This window comes from Enterococcus sp. S183_ASV_20, from assembly GCF_018919685.1.
Lineage (GTDB): Bacteria > Bacillota > Bacilli > Lactobacillales > Enterococcaceae > Enterococcus > Enterococcus faecalis.
This window is the reverse complement of record NZ_JAHLRI010000008.1, coordinates 22,415-39,378: the sequence shown is the minus strand read 5'-3', so window position 1 is coordinate 39,378 and position 16,964 is coordinate 22,415. Positions and strand designations below refer to the sequence as shown.

22 protein-coding genes and 1 riboswitch are annotated in these 16,964 nt (G+C 38.9%); of the genes, 16 read left to right on the top strand and 6 right to left on the bottom strand.

Annotated features, from left to right (window positions below; all coding sequences use genetic code 11):
- Nucleotides 1–29: 29 nt before the first annotated feature.
- The 14 genes from KQI94_RS04615 to truA all read left to right on the top strand — a co-directional run bounded on the left by KQI94_RS04615 (nt 30) and on the right by truA (nt 9,650).
- Nucleotides 30–680, top strand: a complete 651-nt coding sequence (locus tag KQI94_RS04615) for an adenylate kinase (RefSeq protein ID WP_002356223.1) — start codon at nt 30–32, stop codon at nt 678–680.
- Nucleotides 681–890: 210 nt separating this feature from the next.
- Nucleotides 891–1,109, top strand: coding sequence for a translation initiation factor IF-1 (gene infA / locus KQI94_RS04610; RefSeq protein ID WP_002356224.1), 219 nt, complete (start codon nt 891–893; stop codon nt 1,107–1,109).
- Nucleotides 1,110–1,141: 32 nt separating this feature from the next.
- The gene (gene rpmJ / locus KQI94_RS04605; protein ID WP_002288710.1) at nt 1,142–1,258 is read left to right on the top strand and encodes a 50S ribosomal protein L36; all 117 of its coding nucleotides are present in this window, start codon (nt 1,142–1,144) and stop codon (nt 1,256–1,258) included.
- Between the two features lie 19 nt (nt 1,259–1,277).
- Nucleotides 1,278–1,643, top strand: coding sequence for a 30S ribosomal protein S13 (gene rpsM, locus KQI94_RS04600; protein WP_002356225.1), 366 nt, complete (start codon nt 1,278–1,280; stop codon nt 1,641–1,643).
- A gap of 27 nt (nt 1,644–1,670) precedes the next feature.
- Nucleotides 1,671–2,060, top strand: coding sequence for a 30S ribosomal protein S11 (gene rpsK, locus KQI94_RS04595; protein ID WP_002356226.1), 390 nt, complete (start codon nt 1,671–1,673; stop codon nt 2,058–2,060).
- A gap of 80 nt (nt 2,061–2,140) precedes the next feature.
- Complete coding sequence (locus tag KQI94_RS04590) at nt 2,141–3,079, top strand: DNA-directed RNA polymerase subunit alpha (protein WP_002356227.1); 939 nt, start codon at nt 2,141–2,143, stop codon at nt 3,077–3,079.
- A gap of 73 nt (nt 3,080–3,152) precedes the next feature.
- Entirely contained in the window at nt 3,153–3,536 is a 384-nt protein-coding gene (gene rplQ, locus KQI94_RS04585; RefSeq protein WP_002356228.1) for a 50S ribosomal protein L17, read from the top strand.
- A gap of 45 nt (nt 3,537–3,581) precedes the next feature.
- Nucleotides 3,582–3,842: a hypothetical protein gene (locus KQI94_RS16775; protein ID WP_002390254.1), complete on the top strand. Its 261-nt coding sequence runs from the start codon at nt 3,582–3,584 to the stop codon at nt 3,840–3,842.
- The gene (locus tag KQI94_RS04580) at nt 3,812–5,011 is read left to right on the top strand and encodes a DUF819 family protein (RefSeq protein ID WP_002356229.1); all 1,200 of its coding nucleotides are present in this window, start codon (nt 3,812–3,814) and stop codon (nt 5,009–5,011) included. The genes KQI94_RS16775 and KQI94_RS04580 overlap by 31 nt, the downstream gene beginning before the upstream one ends.
- 15 nt (nt 5,012–5,026) lie before the next feature.
- The gene (locus KQI94_RS04575; RefSeq protein ID WP_002368556.1) at nt 5,027–6,202 is read left to right on the top strand and encodes an amidohydrolase; all 1,176 of its coding nucleotides are present in this window, start codon (nt 5,027–5,029) and stop codon (nt 6,200–6,202) included.
- A gap of 201 nt (nt 6,203–6,403) precedes the next feature.
- Nucleotides 6,404–7,243, top strand: coding sequence for an energy-coupling factor ABC transporter ATP-binding protein (locus KQI94_RS04570; protein WP_002359354.1), 840 nt, complete (start codon nt 6,404–6,406; stop codon nt 7,241–7,243).
- Nucleotides 7,219–8,088, top strand: a complete 870-nt coding sequence (locus KQI94_RS04565) for an energy-coupling factor ABC transporter ATP-binding protein (protein ID WP_002381364.1) — start codon at nt 7,219–7,221, stop codon at nt 8,086–8,088. Before KQI94_RS04570 ends, KQI94_RS04565 begins: the two co-directional genes overlap by 25 nt.
- A complete protein-coding gene (locus KQI94_RS04560; RefSeq protein WP_002373841.1) occupies nt 8,085–8,882 on the top strand; it encodes an energy-coupling factor transporter transmembrane protein EcfT in 798 nt (265 codons plus the stop codon). Before KQI94_RS04565 ends, KQI94_RS04560 begins: the two co-directional genes overlap by 4 nt.
- Nucleotides 8,883–8,900: 18 nt before the next feature.
- Complete coding sequence (gene truA / locus KQI94_RS04555) at nt 8,901–9,650, top strand: tRNA pseudouridine(38-40) synthase TruA (RefSeq protein WP_002368555.1); 750 nt, start codon at nt 8,901–8,903, stop codon at nt 9,648–9,650.
- Nucleotides 9,651–9,700: 50 nt separating this feature from the next.
- On the opposite strand, the gene KQI94_RS04550 is transcribed toward truA, so the two are convergent.
- The 3 genes from KQI94_RS04550 to KQI94_RS04540 form a co-directional block, all read right to left on the bottom strand.
- Nucleotides 9,701–10,012 carry a heavy metal-binding domain-containing protein gene (locus KQI94_RS04550; RefSeq protein WP_002381365.1) on the bottom strand — a complete coding sequence of 104 codons (312 nt, stop codon included), beginning with the start codon at nt 10,010–10,012 and terminating at the stop codon, nt 9,701–9,703.
- 132 nt (nt 10,013–10,144) lie between these two features.
- Nucleotides 10,145–11,500, bottom strand: a complete 1,356-nt coding sequence (gene brnQ, locus KQI94_RS04545) for a branched-chain amino acid transport system II carrier protein (protein ID WP_002356239.1) — start codon at nt 11,498–11,500, stop codon at nt 10,145–10,147.
- 90 nt (nt 11,501–11,590) lie between these two features.
- Nucleotides 11,591–12,082, bottom strand: coding sequence for a GNAT family N-acetyltransferase (locus tag KQI94_RS04540; RefSeq protein ID WP_002368553.1), 492 nt, complete (start codon nt 12,080–12,082; stop codon nt 11,591–11,593).
- Nucleotides 12,083–12,255: 173 nt separating this feature from the next.
- Here KQI94_RS04540 and KQI94_RS04535 point away from each other — a divergent pair, with 173 nt between their 5' ends.
- Nucleotides 12,256–12,840: a TIGR00730 family Rossman fold protein gene (locus tag KQI94_RS04535; RefSeq protein WP_002390257.1), complete on the top strand. Its 585-nt coding sequence runs from the start codon at nt 12,256–12,258 to the stop codon at nt 12,838–12,840.
- A 44-nt stretch (nt 12,841–12,884) separates the two neighbouring features.
- Here the strand turns inward: KQI94_RS04535 and KQI94_RS04530 are convergent, their stop codons facing one another.
- The 3 genes from KQI94_RS04530 to KQI94_RS04520 all read right to left on the bottom strand — a co-directional run bounded on the left by KQI94_RS04530 (nt 12,885) and on the right by KQI94_RS04520 (nt 16,075).
- Complete coding sequence (locus KQI94_RS04530) at nt 12,885–13,625, bottom strand: amino acid ABC transporter ATP-binding protein (protein WP_002356242.1); 741 nt, start codon at nt 13,623–13,625, stop codon at nt 12,885–12,887.
- 11 nt (nt 13,626–13,636) lie between these two features.
- Nucleotides 13,637–15,220, bottom strand: coding sequence for an ABC transporter substrate-binding protein/permease (locus KQI94_RS04525; protein WP_002381368.1), 1,584 nt, complete (start codon nt 15,218–15,220; stop codon nt 13,637–13,639).
- A 194-nt stretch (nt 15,221–15,414) separates the two neighbouring features.
- Nucleotides 15,415–15,589: riboswitch (Lysine riboswitch) on the bottom strand.
- A 189-nt stretch (nt 15,590–15,778) separates the two neighbouring features.
- The gene (locus tag KQI94_RS04520; protein WP_002356244.1) at nt 15,779–16,075 is read right to left on the bottom strand and encodes a hypothetical protein; all 297 of its coding nucleotides are present in this window, start codon (nt 16,073–16,075) and stop codon (nt 15,779–15,781) included.
- 172 nt (nt 16,076–16,247) lie between these two features.
- Between KQI94_RS04520 and KQI94_RS04515 the strand changes: the two genes are divergently transcribed.
- Nucleotides 16,248–16,961, top strand: a complete 714-nt coding sequence (locus KQI94_RS04515) for an NAD-dependent protein deacylase (protein WP_002390258.1) — start codon at nt 16,248–16,250, stop codon at nt 16,959–16,961.
- The last annotated feature ends 3 nt before the right edge of the window (nt 16,962–16,964 follow it).

The window sequence follows — 16,964 nt, the reverse complement described above, 5'->3', positions numbered from 1 at the left end:
GCCGGTCTTTAAAATTAGGAGGAGAATATATGAACCTCATTTTAATGGGATTACCTGGAGCAGGTAAAGGCACCCAAGCAGAAAAAATCATTGATACGTATGGCATTCCACATATTTCTACTGGAGATATGTTCCGTGCAGCAATGAAAAATGAAACTGCCTTGGGCCTAGAAGCGAAATCTTATATCGATAAAGGTGAACTGGTTCCTGACGAAGTAACAAACGGAATTGTTAAAGAACGCCTTGCTGAACCAGACACAGACAAAGGATTCCTATTAGATGGTTTCCCACGTACACTGGATCAAGCAAAAGCATTAGATACAATGCTTAAAGAATTAAACAAAAAAATTGATGCTGTCATTGACATCCATGTAGAAGAAGATGTATTAATCGAGCGTTTAGCTGGACGATTCATCTGTCGCACATGTGGCGCAACGTATCATAAATTATTCAACCCGCCAAAAGTTGAAGGCACTTGTGATCGCTGTGGCGGACATGAATTCTACCAAAGAGAAGATGATAAGCCCGAAACGGTTAAAAATCGTTTGGCAGTCAACATTGAAAGTAGCGCACCAATCTTAGCTTTCTATAAAGAACAAGGCTTGATGCATACAATCGATGGCAATCGCGAAATCGATACTGTTTTTTCTGATGTGAAAAAAATCATTGACGAAAACTAATTTCCAATTGCCCGCAGTTTAACCCTGTTGTTGTATTCAGTTTCTCTTGCCAAAACATAACTAAATATGGTAGAATATATCAGTCCGACTTCTACAGTTTTGTGACATCAAAATGAATAACGAAGTTAGTTGAGAATTTCTAGGTGGGAGCTGGAGTTTCCGCCGTTTTATCGTGTGAAAACGCGAAACAAGTACAAGGAGGTACTGTGCGTGGCAAAAGAAGATATGATTGAAGTCGAAGGTACAGTCGTCGAAACTTTGCCGAATGCAATGTTTAAAGTCGAACTAGAAAATGGACACCAAGTTCTTGCTACTGTTTCAGGTAAAATCCGTATGCACTACATCCGTATCTTACCTGGTGACAAAGTAACAGTTGAATTATCACCGTATGATTTAACGCGTGGCCGTATTACTTATCGCTTTAAATAATTGTACTCCGTAAAACCACAGGAGGTATTATCATGAAAGTAAGACCATCAGTAAAACCAATGTGTGAACATTGTAAAGTAATTCGCCGTAAAGGACGTGTTATGGTTATTTGCCCAGCAAATCCAAAACATAAACAACGTCAAGGATAATTAGGAGGTGTAACGAATAATGGCTCGTATTGCAGGAGTAGACATCCCTCGTGACAAACGTGTAGTAGTTTCTCTTACTTACATTTATGGTATTGGTAACACTACAGCTAAAAAAGTTTTAGCAAACGTTGGCGTATCTGAAGATGTTCGTGTACGTGATTTAACAAACGAACAAACAGATGCGATTCGTGCGGAAATTGATAAGTTAAAAGTTGAAGGGGATCTTCGTCGTGAAGTGAACTTAAACATCAAACGCTTGATGGAAATCGGTTCATACCGTGGAATCCGTCACCGTCGTGGATTACCAACTCGTGGACAAAACACGAAAAATAATGCACGTACTCGTAAAGGCCCTACTAAAACAGTAGCAGGCAAGAAAAAATAATTCCTAAGTGAAGGAGGTTAGAACTTCATGGCAGCAAAAAAAGTTAGTCGTAAACGCCGTGTCAAAAAGAATATAGAATCAGGTGTAGCACATATCCATTCTACATTCAACAATACAATCGTAATGATTACTGATACACATGGTAATGCATTAGCATGGTCATCAGCAGGATCATTAGGCTTTAAAGGAAGCAAAAAATCAACTCCTTTTGCCGCTCAAATGGCTGCAGAAGCCGCAACTAAAGTGGCAATGGAACATGGACTTAAAACTGTAGACGTAACAGTTAAAGGACCTGGTTCTGGACGTGAAGCAGCAATTCGTTCATTACAAGCAACAGGTTTAGAAGTGACTGCAATTCGTGACGTGACTCCAGTTCCTCATAATGGATGCCGCCCTCCAAAACGCCGTCGTGTTTAATGAGCGCCACTCATTCTGAGTTTGAATTAGGAACGTCATTGAACAAGACACTTTTCGTTTTGAAAGGGGTATAGATAAGAATGATTGAATTTGAAAAACCAAGAATCGAAAAAATTGATGAAAATAGAGATTATGGTAAGTTCGTCGTTGAACCATTAGAACGCGGTTACGGAACTACTTTAGGTAACTCTCTACGTCGTATTTTATTGTCTTCTTTACCAGGAGCTGCAATTACGAATATTCAAATCGATGGTGTTTTACACGAATTCTCAACCATTCCAGGTGTACGAGAAGACGTAACACAAATTATTTTGAATATTAAAGGCTTAGCATTGAAATTATATGCTGAAGAAGAGAAAACCCTTGAGATCGATATTACAGGACCCGCTACCGTGACTGCCGGCGATATTATCGTAGACAGTGATGTTGAGATCCTAAATAAAGATTTAGTTATCTGTAGTGTTGCTGAAGGAGCTACTTTCCATGCTCGCTTAACAGTGAAACCTGGTCGTGGCTATGTTCAAGCAGACGAAAACAAAAAAGAAGATATGCCAATCGGTGTACTTCCAGTTGATTCCATCTACACACCCGTTCGTCGTGTTAACTACCAAGTAGAAAATACACGTGTTGGTCGTCGTGATGATTTCGACAAATTAACAATGGAAATATGGACAGATGGTTCAATCATTCCTCAAGAAGCACTAAGTTTAGCTGCGAAAATCATGACTGAGCATTTAGATATCTTTGTAAACCTTACTGACGAAGCGAAAAACGCTGAAATCATGGTGGAAAAAGAAGAAACTCAAAAAGAGAAAATGCTAGAAATGACGATTGAAGAACTTGATTTATCAGTTCGTTCATATAACTGTTTAAAACGTGCAGGCATTAATACTGTACAAGAACTTACAAACAAATCTGAACCAGAAATGATCAAAGTACGTAATTTAGGTCGTAAATCTCTTGAAGAAGTAAAACTTAAATTGCATGATCTAGGATTAGGATTACGTAAGGACGATTAAGACTTTTACGAAGTTTCCAGTCCTGCTTAACAGCAGTGGCTCGTGAGAACAGAAACGAAGGAGGGAACCCAACGTGAGTTACCGTAAATTAGGACGCACATCAAGCCAACGTAAAGCTATGCTACGTGATATTACAACTGATTTAATCATCAACGAACGCATCGTAACTACTGAAGCTCGTGCGAAAGAAGTACGTTCAACTGTAGAAAAAATGATTACTTTAGGTAAACGTGGAGATCTTCATGCACGTCGTCAAGCAGCTACTTTCGTTCGTAATGAAGTTGCTAGTGTTCGTGAAGAAGATGAGTCTATCGTTGTTGAATCAGCTTTACAAAAGCTATTTAACGATTTAGGACCTCGTTTCGCGGAACGCCAAGGTGGTTACACTCGTATCTTGAAGACAGAACCAAGACGCGGCGATGCAGCACCAATGGTAGTTATCGAATTTGTTAAATAATTAATAAACCGATCACTTTATAGATGTTTCTTTTAGAGTGTTATGATGTTGGAGGCGACTCCGAGTCTAGCTCTGCTTTCCCTGCTAAAGATGGCTTTAGCAGGGGAGCACTCATCATATAAAGGTGATTTTTTTTTGCTTTGGGAAAACGCTGTTTTCTCAAAGCTTTTTTGTTTCTTAAAAGCATTGCAGAAGCTTTTCCGGTTTGTTATACTGATTATTAATTGGAATTTTCAGATAATTAAACAATCTGAGTTAGTAGAAGGGGGAATTATATGTCGCAAATGTTTGCTTTTTCGTTGCTGATGGTTATTTTATACATTGGTGATGTAGTTTCTATCAAAACAAAAGCGTGGATTCCATCCGTTTTTGTTTGTGGTGTTTTATTTATTCTTGGTTATTGGACTATTTTTCCACAAAATATTGTGGAAGTGGCAGGGATTCCTACAGTGGTTGCCACTTTATTAATGTATCTGTTGATTACTAATATGGGCACTCTGCTCTCTGTTAAAGAATTGGTTAATCAATGGAAAACGATTGTGATTGCTTTGTCAGGTATTCTGGGCATTATTGCCTTGTTGTTAGCTGTGGGGACTTTTGTTTTTGATTTAAAAACAGTTTTAGTTGCAATCCCGCCGTTAGTAGGAGGTTTAGTTTCTTCATTAGTAATGTCAGAAGCGGCTCAATCAGCTGGTTTAGCCTCACTTTCGGTTTTGGCAATTTTAATTTATGTCATTCAAGGGTTTGCAGGTTATCCCTTAACTTCAATTGTTCTAAAAAAAGAAGGAAAGCGGAAGCTTCAAGAATATCGAGCAGGGACATGGCAGCCGGTTCATGAACAAGAGGGGCAAGAAACAGGAGCAGAACCAGATGTGCCTAAACTATTTGAAAAAGTACCCAAACGATATCATACAGATTATTCACGAATTTTACGTTTAGCCTTAGTTGCCACACTTGCTTATTATGTTTCTGTGTGGACGGCACCGTTTGTGACGATTAGTCCTTTTGTGCTGTGTTTATGTTTTGGCGTGATTGCAACGTCTTTAGGCTTTTTAGAAAAGCAACCATTGCAGAAAGCAAATAGCTTTGGTTTTGCGATTTTAGGGTTAATGCTTTTTGTCTTTGATGGCTTAAAGCAAGCCACACCTGAAATGTTGATGGATTTATTTTTACCAATGATTGGGATTATTGTGATTGGTGTTATCGGGATGTACATCTTTTCAGCAATTGTTGGTCGTGTATTAGGTGTGAGTAAAGAGATGGCATTCGCTGTTTCGTTGACAGCTTTATATGGCTTTCCAGCCGATTATATTATTACGAATGAAGTGATTCAATCATTGACAGAAGATGAACAAGAACAGGCGGCTTTAACGAGCCATTTAATGCCACCGATGTTAGTGGCAGGTTTCGTAACAGTCACTATTGTTTCGGTTATTTTAGCGGGTATTTTTTCAAGTATTTTATTAAGTTTGTAGAAACGGGGCGTAAGTATGAAAAAAATCAAAGCACTAGTCAAGCAGCATGCACAAGAAATGATTGCTTTTCGACGGGATTTACACCAACATCCAGAATTACAATTTGAAGAATTTCGAACGACAGAAAAAGTCGCGGCAGTTCTTGATCAATTAGGAATTACTTATCGCAAAACAGAACCGACGGGTTTAATTGCTGAAATTGTGGGCGGCAAACCAGGCCGAGTGATTGCGCTGCGGGCGGATATGGATGCCTTACCTGTACAGGAATTAAATGAAGATTTAGCTTATAAATCTTTAGAAGCTGGCAAGATGCATGCATGTGGGCATGATTCCCATACCGCGATGTTAGTAACAGCAGCTAAAGTATTAAAAGAAATCCAAGAAGAACTTCAGGGAACAGTAAGGTTAATTTTTCAACCATCTGAAGAAAATGCGCAAGGTGCTAAAGCAATGGTTGCGCAAGGCGCAATGACCGGTGTTGATGATGTATTTGGCTTACATATCTGGTCACAAATGCCTGTAGGAACCGCTTCGTGTCGAGTGGGCTCAAGTTTCGCATCCGCAGATATTTTTTCTGTTGATTTTACAGGCCGTGGTGGCCATGGTGCCATGCCAAACGCTTGTATTGATGCGGCAGTCATAGCTTCTTCTTTTGTGATGAATTTGCAAACGATTGTTTCTCGGGAGACAGATCCTTTAGATCCAGTAGTTGTCACGATTGGACGGATGGATGTGGGGACCCGTTTTAATGTGATTGCTGAGAATGCACGTTTAGAAGGAACGGTTCGTTGCTTTAGTGTAGCAACGCGTAATCGAGTAGAACAGGCGCTGCAACGCTATGCGGAACAAACAGCCGCTATCTACGGTGGGACGGCTTCGTTAGATTATCAATATGGAACATTGCCAGTGATTAATGATGAGCAAGATGCCTTGTTTGCTCAAACACTAATTAAGGAAAATTTTGGTGAAGCGGCCTTAAGACAAGAAGAGCCGACAACCGGTGGTGAAGACTTCAGTTATTATACTGAACATGCTTCTGGTTGTTTTGCCTTAGTGGGAAGTGGTAATCCAGAGAAAGATACGGAATGGGCACATCACCATGGTCGTTTTAATATTGATGAAGATGCGATGGCAATGGGTGCTGAGTTATATGCCCAATATGCGTTTGAATATTTGAAGACACATTTTTAAAAGAAAATCAGTAACTTCTTGTTTTATGAGAACAAGAAGTTATTTTTATGAAAAATAGACCTGTCAAGACAGATAAGAGCTCCCATAATGACCGTTCTTTTGGTATAATAAAAAATAGTGTGAAGAATCAGAACAGATGATTGAAAAAACGCTACTTTTTTGGTAGTGTTAGAAAGAATAAATAGATTGAGGGAGTACGCGATGCAACCAATCATTGAACTAAATAATATCCAATTTAATTATCAACCAGAAGATGCTTCTCCCGCTTTAAAAGATGTGTCTTTTTCCATTCAACAAGGCGAATGGGTCGCTATTATTGGCCATAATGGTTCTGGTAAATCAACGTTAGCCAAAACGATCAATGGGCTGTTACTGCCAGCTGCTGGGACTATCAAAGTTGGCGGCAAAGAATTAAATGAAGCAAACGTCTGGGATATCCGGCGTATGGTAGGAATGGTCTTTCAGAATCCAGATAACCAATTTGTCGGTTCAACAGTCGAAGACGATGTGGCTTTTGGTTTAGAAAATCAAGGTATTCCGCGTGATGAAATGGTCGAACGTGTTCACGATGCATTAGAACGGGTTCGTATGTTAGATTTTGCCAAGCGAGAACCTGCTCGGCTATCTGGCGGCCAAAAACAACGAGTAGCTATCGCTGGTGTGGTTGCTTTGCGACCAGATATTATTATTTTAGACGAAGCGACAAGTATGTTAGATCCAGAAGGTCGTGCAGAAGTAATTGCTACCATTCAAAAGATTAAAGAGGAAAGCAATTTAACAGTTATTTCTATTACCCACGATATTGATGAAGCGGCTAATGCGAATCGTATTTTAGTGATGCGCCAAGGACAATTGACAAACGAAGGAACACCAGAAAAGATTTTTTCTGCAGGAGAAGCGCTTGTTGAAATGGGCTTGGATTTACCGTTTCCTGAAAAATTAAAAGTAGCTTTGAAAGAGCGCGGCGTTGTTGTGCCAACGAATTATTTAACAGAAGAAGGGATGGTGGATTGGTTATGGACATCCGTTTTAAACAAGTAGATTTTACTTACCAACCCAATACTCCTTTTGAGCAACGGGCATTATTCGATATTAATTTAACGATTCAAGACGGCTCTTATACAGCGATTGTCGGACATACTGGCAGTGGCAAATCAACGTTATTACAACATTTGAATGCTTTGGTGAAACCAACTAAAGGCCAAGTGACAATTGGAGAGCGTGTAATTACGCCAGAAACTGATAATAAGAATTTAAAACCAATTCGTAAAAAAGTTGGGATCGTTTTTCAATTTCCAGAAGCACAATTGTTTGAAGAAACAGTGGAGCGAGACATCGCTTTCGGACCGAAAAACTTTGGTGTTTCAGACGAAGAAGCGAAAAAATTAGCTAAGAAAATGCTTGATTTAGTCGGCTTAGATGAAAAATACTTACAACATTCTCCGTTTGAGTTATCAGGTGGTCAAATGCGCCGTGTCGCAATTGCTGGTGTGCTAGCGATGGAACCAGAAGTCTTAGTATTAGACGAACCGACTGCTGGTTTGGATCCTAAGGGTCGTAAAGAAATGATGGAGATGTTTAGCCGTCTGCATAAAGAACACAATATGACCATCGTTTTAGTAACACATTTGATGGATGACGTGGCTAATTACGCAGATCATGTGATTGTTTTAGAAAAAGGACAAATCGTCCGAGCGGGAGCACCACAAGAAGTATTTCAAGAGACACAATGGTTGAAAGAAAAACAATTAGGTGTGCCAACTGCAGCCGAATTTGCTGAAAAATTAGTGGCAAAAGGCTTTTCTTTTGAGCAATTACCATTAACGGCCGATCAATTAGCCGATCAGCTTCTGAAAAAAATGCAGGAAGCAGGTGAGGCAAAATGATGAATAAATTGATTTTTGGGCGTTATATTCCAGGCGATTCTTTTATCCATCGTTTAGATCCGCGTGCAAAATTATTAGCTAGTTTTTATTTTATTGGGATTATCTTTTTAGCAAATAATTGGCAGAGTTATGTTTTAATAGCAGCCTTTACTGCTTTTGCTATTTCATTATCAAAAATCAGCGCCCGCTTCTTTATCCGCGGTGTTCGGCCATTATTATGGCTAATTCTGTTTACTGTGGCTCTTCAAACCTTGTTTACACAAGGGGGCGAAGTGTACTTTCAGTGGGGAATTATTTCCATTACCCAGTTTGGTGTGACGAATGGGCTGTTTATTTTCTGTCGTTTTGTTTTAATTATTTTCATGTCAACGTTATTAACTTTAACGACGGCACCATTAGAGTTATCAGATGCGATTGAATATTTGTTACGCCCACTTCGTGTGGTGAAATTTCCAGTTCATGAAGTTTCATTGATGTTATCAATTGCCTTACGTTTTGTCCCAACATTAATGGATGAAACGGAAAAGATTATGAATGCCCAACGTGCCCGTGGTGTTGATTTTGGTGAAGGAAACTTACTTCAAAAAATGAAAGCTATTGTTCCACTTTTAATTCCGCTTTTCGTAAGTAGTTTTAATCGTGCGGAAGACTTAGCGACTGCCATGGAAGCAAGAGGTTATCAAGGTGGCGAAGGACGGACAAAATACCGCATTCTTCATTGGCACCTACGAGATACAATAGTAATGTTTGGCTTTGTCTTGTTAACCATTGGCTTATTTGTATTAAGAACTTAGAAAAGGTGAAGAAAAATTATGCCCCGCTATAAAGCAATCATTGCCTATGATGGCACTCATTTTCATGGCTTTCAAAAGCAGCCTAATGAGCGTACCGTTCAAGAAGAAATAGAAAAAACGTTAGCACGCATGAATAACGGACACTCCGTGACGGTTTTTGGTTCAGGACGAACAGATGCAGGTGTTCATGCAATGGGCCAAGTGATTCACTTTGATTATCCGCAGGAACGTCCGTTGGAAAAAATGCGCTTTGCGTTAGACACACAAACACCAGAAGACATTGCTGTGCGCAGCGTGGAACGTGTTTCAGAAGACTTTCATGCACGTTATCACGTGATCGAAAAAACCTATCAATTTAAAGTGGATATTGGCAAACCGCGAAGTCCATTTCGACGTTTTTATGCTAGTTATTTTCCGTATCCCATTGATCTCGAAAAAATCCAACAAGCTTTGCCTGATTTATTAGGCACCCATGATTTTACCTCTTTCTGTGCCTCAGGAAGTTCGGTAGAAGATAAAGTCCGAACTATTCATGAAGCCAGTGTTCATGTCAATAAAACGGGGGATGAATTAACATTCACTTTTCGGGGCGATGGTTTCTTGTACAAAATGATTCGGATTTTAGTTGGTACGCTATTGAAAATCGGCAATGGGCGGCTGGAACCAACCGCGATTCCAGCAATTATCGCAGCCAAAGATCGAAATTTAGCAGGTCCGACTGCTCATCCAGAAGGATTGTATTTAGCAGAAGTGAAATATGAAAACTAAAAAGACGTAGACCTTACAAGAAAAGGTCTGCGTCTTTTTAGTTGCAAAATTTAGATGTATTTAACAGCTGTTCCGTAAGCCACGACAGATTGCATGTCTGTGCCAATTGTGCCAGAATCAAAACGCATCATCACAACGGCATCTGCACCTAATTTAGAGGCTTCTGCTTTTAAACGTTCGATTGCTTGGTCGCGTGCTTCTCGTTGCATATCAGTGTAACCTTTGATTTCACCGCCAACTACGCTTTTTAGTCCAGCACCTAAATCTTTAAACATATTTTTAGAACGTGTGGTTAACCCGAAAACTTCTCCAATAATTTCATATTCTTGACCGCTAATTCTCTCGGTTGTTGTAACTAACATGGGCAATTTCCTCCAGTACTTGTTGGTAACTTCAATTTACCATAGTCAAGAGTTTGGTACAACGAATATACATAAAAACGACACTAGAAAAGATGCGCTTCCGCATTTTTTCTAGTGTCGTTTTGGTAAGAATTAATCAAGGATAGGATCTTTTTTAGAAATCATGACCCAAACCCAACTAATTAGAAAAGCAACCGTTGCTGGAACGACCCAGCCCATGCCAATAGTGAACAATGGTAAGTATTGGCCGGCTTTTTCTAAAAGCGTTGTTACAAACGCCGTATCTTTGATAAAGGCGGGGGAGCTATTTAATGCATCTAAAACAGCAGCAATCAATGTGATATAGGTCGTTGCTTGATAGACTTCCCGTCGATGTTTGAAAATAGGACTGATGATTACCAAAAGCATTAAAGTAATCGCCAATGGATAAAGGAACATCAAGACTGGAACGGCAAATTGAATGATGTTGGTTAAGCCAACATTTGCAAAAATAGCTGGTAAAATAACAACAATTGCCAAGAATTTTTGATAGGAAACTTTCGGAAACATTTCTTCAAAAGTCTCAGAAAAGGCTGTGCTTAAGCCGATACCGGTTTTTAAACAAGCAAGAACTACGATAAAAGCCAGTAAAATACTCCCTGGTAGGCCTAAATAGTAATTAGCAATTTGGGCTAAGGCAATCCCGCCGTTTTCACTGATTGGAAAAGCCCCGATACTCATTGTTCCCATATAAGCAAGTAAGGTATAGATAATCCCCATCAATACAACACTGAAAGCACCTGATTTAATCATTCCTTTAGCGATATCTCCTGGTTTTTCGACGCCCATATTTCGTAAAGTGGAAACGACAACAATCCCAAAAGCTAATGAAGCTAAAGCATCCAACGTATTATAACCTTCTGTAAATCCTTTAAAAAAAGGACTTGAAATATAATTTTCACCAACAGCGGCACTGGCCACATGACCTAATGGTTTTACAAAGGCTAAAACAATCAAAATTCCTAGCAATGCTAAAAATAACGGATTTAAAAATTTACCCACATAATCTAAGATTTTACTTGGCTTTCTAGAGAAGAGCCAAACAGCTAAGAAAAATAATGCGGAAAAGCCAGCAAGAACCAGCCATTGCAAGTCTTTAGGAACAAATGGTGCAAGACCAATCTCAAAAGAAGTAGTTGCTAACCTTGGTAAAGCAAAGAAAGGACCAATCGTTAAATATAATAGTAAGGTAAAAATAAGAGCATAACGACGATTAATCCGAGAAGCTAAGTCAAAAACACCTGAACTTTTAGAAACACCCATAGCAATGACACCAAGAAAAGGTAAGCCAATTCCAGTGGCTAAGAAGCCCAAGTTTGCTAAAAAGACGGAAGCCCCCGCTTCTTGTCCCATATGTACAGGGAAAATTAAATTTCCAGCACCGAAAAACAAACCGAATAACATTGAACCAACGTATAGATAATCACGCCAAACTAACTTTTTTTGCATAGATTCACACTCCTTAATATTGTCTTATTATTTAAAATAACAGAAGAAGAAACAGAGAGCAACCAGTTTTTATAGAAAACATTGGTTTTCTTATTTTTCTATGAAATAAGCATACTGATAATCATCACAATAGTGTCCATTTATATAAAATTCTTCTTTAAAATGTGCTTCTTGCATAAAACCATGTTTTTCATAGAATCGAATGGCTTCTTGATTGGTAGCCATTACTCGCAAACTCAGCTTATGAATCCCGCTTATCTGAGCCATATCTTTGACATACGACAACAAAGAACCACCAATCCCTTGACCTTGGAAATCTGGCGAAACGCCAATACTTAGTAGCCATTGCTTTTGATGAGCTGCTAACGAAGTGGGCGGGTGGACTTCAATAAATCCAGCAAGTTGTTGTCCGCTGATGGCAACGAAAATCGTTTCATCTTTCATTTTTTCTTGATATGCCGCAAGCGAGAGTGGTTGTATCTCGGCAGGGGTATTCTTTTTTGTCCAAATGATTTGGTCCAAGGCATGTAATGCGGGCCAATCTGCTTCGGCAACTAAGCGAATAGTGAGTGAGGTAGACAAGATAATAGGGCTCCTTTTTCTGAAATTTTAAAATATAAAAAGACTATAGCATTTATTGTCTGAAAATTCAAATACTTTTAAAACGAAAAGAAAAATGGCTGCACCTTTTCGATAAAATCAAAATATGCTACCATAGCTACCAGAGGATAGATGGTAAAAAAGAATCTATCTAAATGGAGGGTATGTTTGTGAAAAAAATGGCAGTATATTGTGGCGCCAGTCTGGGGAATGAGCCAATCTATCAGCAAGCTGCAGTAGCGTTAGCCTCTTGGATGAAAGAAAATCACTATGATCTAGTTTATGGCGGCGGCAATGTTGGTCTAATGGGTACGGTGGCTGACACGCTTTTAGCAGAAGGTGGAGAGGTAATTGGTGTTATGCCCACTTTTTTAATGGAGCGGGAGATTGCACATAATGGCATTACAAAGATGCATACAGTTAGCGATATGCATGCGCGTAAGAAAAAGATGATTGAATTGGCAGATGTATATTTAGCTTTACCCGGTGGGCCCGGCACGCTAGAAGAAATTAGCGAGGTGATCTCTTGGGGCCGAGTCGGTGAACATATGAATCCTTGTATTTTATACAACGTGAATGGTTACTATGATTTATTAGCTGCTTTTTTTGATAAAATGGTAGAAACTAATTTCTTAACAGCGGCGGATCGAGCTAAAATTTTCATTTCAGATTCCTTAGAAGAAATTGGTGCATTTATTGATTCCTATGAACCGCCAATGATTCGTCAATACAAAAAATAACAAAAGAGGCAGTCACTCTAACCAGAATGACTGCCTCTTTTTTACTAGTTTTTCGTTAGAATCCGATGTAAGAATTCTTTTGTTCGAGCTTCTTTTGGATGGACAAAAATATCTTCAGCGGTCCCTTCTTCGGCAATGACACCTTTATCCATGAAAATAACACGATCGGATACGTCCCGCGCAAATTCCATTTCATGTGTTACAATCACCATTGTTAGCCCAGTGTGGGCAAGATTTTTCATCGTTTTTAGCACTTCGCCAACCATTTCAGGATCCAATGCAGAAGTTGGTTCATCGAAAAGTAAAACATCTGGATCCATTGATAATGCTCGAGCAATGGCTACCCGTTGCTTTTGTCCACCAGATAATTGAGCAGGTTTGGCATCAATAAAACGAGCCATGCCAACTTTTTCTAAATTTTCTAAGGCAATTTTTTTGGCTTCTTCTTTGTTTCTTTTTAGGACAGTCATCTGACCAGAAGTACAGTTTTCTAAGACATTCATGTTATTAAATAAATTGAATGATTGGAAAACCATGCCTAAATGGGTCCGATATTTGGGCAAACTATAACCACGTTCTAAAACATTTTTACCATTATAGATGATTTTGCCATCTGTTGGTTTTTCTAACAAATTAATACAACGTAGTAACGTTGATTTACCAGAACCAGAAGAACCGATAATGGTGACAACTTCTCCTTTATTGACGTTCATATTGATATCTTTTAATACTTCGTTTTCGCCAAAGCTTTTTCGTAAATGTTCAATTTCAATAATTGCACTCATCTGTTTGCCTCCTAGCTTTCTTTTCCTTCTTCAGTTAATTCTTCTACTTTAACGTAAGCAGAAGGGCCATCCATTTTACGTTCCACAACACGTAAGATTCGTGTAATCACAAAAGTCATTACCAAGTACATGATGCCGACAATTGTAAAGGTTTGGAAGAACTGGAAGTTTGCGCCAGAAGCAGCATTCCCTTGGAAGAATAAATCTGCGACACCGATAACACTTAACACGGCTGTATCTTTGATATTAATGACAAATTCATTCCCTGTTGCAGGTAAAATATTACGTAATACTTGGGGAATAACGACTTTACGCATTGTTTGTCCATGGGTCATCCCAATCGCTTGTGCTGCCTCGAATTGTCCTTTATCTACTGCGAAAATACCTCCGCGAACAATTTCAGACATATAGGCACCAGTATTCACAGAAACGATAAATAATGCGGCCACTGTTCGGTCTAAAGAGATGCCAAAAGCTAGAGCTAAACCATAGAAAATAACCATTGCTTGAACCATCATTGGTGTACCACGGAAAACTTCAATATAAATAGAAAGAATTAAATTTCCTAATTTTTGGAAGAAACGAGCGACTGGGTTTTCAGAATCTGGAATTGTACGGAAGACACCAATTAGTAAACCAAGGGTTGTTCCGACAACTGTCCCAATTAACGCGATAAATAGCGTTAAACCAGCACCACGTAAAAACATGTCGCCATATTGATTCCAAATATTTTTGAAATCGTTAATAAGTCCTGTTTTTTGTTCATCACTATCTGTTGCTGCAGGTTGATCCTTGATTGCTTGGTCCATAATTTTTGTCCGTTCATCTTGAGAAATACCTGCTAAAATTTTGTTTACTTTTTCAATGTCTGGATCGCCTTTACGCATGCCGACTGCTACTTGCGAGTCTTCAGCGCTAGCATCAAAGCCATTTTCTTTTGGAAATTCTAACATTTTTAATTCTTTATTGACACTAGTTGCTGTTATGCCTTCAGGGCGTTCACTAACATACCCATCAATCATGCCAGAAGCAAGTGCTGTTCGCATAGCTGAAAAGTTATCCATTGCTTGCTGTTTATTGACATTTGGAATTTGATCAATTAATCCGTAATGGAATGTATTTAGTTGAGCTGTAATTTTAGCATCAGCTAAATCTTTCAAGCTTTTTGCATTAGCGTATTTGCCATCTTTTTTTACAATTACGACAAATTGTGATTCATAATAAGGGTTTGTAAAAGCAATTTCTTTTTTTCGTTCAGCGGTTGGGCTCATTCCGGCGATAATGGCATCAATTTTTCCAGATTGTAAGGCGGGCGCCAAGCCATCCCATTTGGTTTGGACGATTACTAATTTACGACCTAAACCATCGGCAATTTTTTTAGAAATTTGAACATCATAGCCGCCTGCATAAGAGTTGCCTTGAATAGGCACTGCGCCATGTGCGTCATTTTTCTGTGACCAGTTAAAAGGGGCGTAGCCAGCTTCCATGCCGACACGAAATTCACCATTTTCCTCCGCCGAAGCGTTGGTTGTCATGCCAAGTAACGAAAATAGCGTGACAAGTAGTAGACTGAATGAAAAAACTTTTTTGTTCATCTTTTTCTCTCCTTTAAATTTCTTGTCTGATTGATCGTTTTGTCTTTTTTCAATCAACAAGCTTTGATAATCAGCTGAGCAAAAGCGATTCTGTCTTTTTAAAGGAGAATACTTCTGTCACAACCTATTTTTGAATACAAAAAAACAACCAAACAGATGTAAGGTTGCTAGGTAATGTCGAAAAAAATTCCTCAACGAAACATAGCACAACTTAGCATCACTACTAAGACAGTCCGCAAGCTCTTAACTTACGTCCCAACACACAACAGAAGAGGCTCCGTTATGCATTTCGGCGATTGATCCTAAACTTGCTTCCCAGTGTCCTCTCACTCCACAAGCGTAATAAAAACCGCGACCTCTACCTCTTTTTTGAGGCACTATTCAGTTATTAAATTCAGTTATTAATTTTAGGATAAATCCAGAAGAAAGTCAATATGTTCCAGCAAAGGAATTTATCAAGAGGACACAAACAGCATGAAATTAGCGTAACATTTTCCCTACGAAATAGAAACTAATACGAAAAAAGCAACCATTCCTAAAGGAACAGTTGCTTTTTACTTAAGCTTTGACAGCTTTTGGTTCACGACCTAAAATAGCTTGAAGAACAGTCAATACACCTAAAGAAGCTAAAATTGTATAAATTAGACTTGAGTAAGTTAAGATACCGAAATCCCAAGTTTTGTAAACTAATAAAACAATTGCTAAGGCGATAATAGCGATAACGTTGAAGAACGCAAAAGCCCAAAGATTTCCGTTTTCTTTACGAGAAAGATAAAAAACAGAGAACCAAATGCTTAAAACGCCCCAAGCGATGCAGGCAATAATTGCAGCCCAATAAATAATAAATGCGACCATTGTTGTTTCACCTCACTTTTACTCATGCATATTTTACCACGAGTTGAGAAATTTGTCACAAACTCTTTCAAGATAAATCAATATATAGGTAAGAAGTTTTCAAAAAGTGGAAAAACTTTTGGTGCTAATGTTAAAATACGTTATAATATAGAAGATTAGGAGCTGAATCGATATGCAAGATATCACGCAAGCCGAAGCAATTCATTGGTTGGCAACCCAACAAAAAATCACATTTTTAACAGGTGCGGGTATCTCGACAGCCTCAGGTGTGCCAGATTATCGTTCCTTAAAAGGTGTCTATCAAGGAATCCAGCAACCGGAATACTTATTGAGCCGGACTTGCTTAAAAACAGAGCCAGAAAAGTTTTATCAATTCGTTAAAACGCTCTATCATCCAGACGCACAACCTAATATCATTCACCAGAAAATGGCCCAATTAGAGCAAATGAAACGGGGAAAAATTGTTTCACAAAATATTGATGGGCTTCATCGAAAAGCAGGTAGCCAAGAAGTGGTGGACTTTCACGGTAATTTATATGAATGTTATTGCCAAACTTGTGGTGCAACGGTTCCTTGGCAAGACTATTTGCTTAGTGATCGGCACGCAGACTGTCATGGACAAATCCGTCCAGCTATTACTTTGTATGAAGAAGGATTATCCGAAGAGGCAATCGAAAAAGCCATTCAGGCCGTTGCTTCTGCCGACTTAATCGTGATTGTCGGCACGAGTTTTCAAGTGCATCCATTTTGCGATTTGATTCATTATAAACAACCAACGGCAGCTATTTTAGCCATTAATCAAACGCCGCTATTTTTACAACAACCTTATTATTTTTTAGAAGCGAAAGCCGAAACGATATTTGCAGAATTAACGATAAAGGAGTAACGG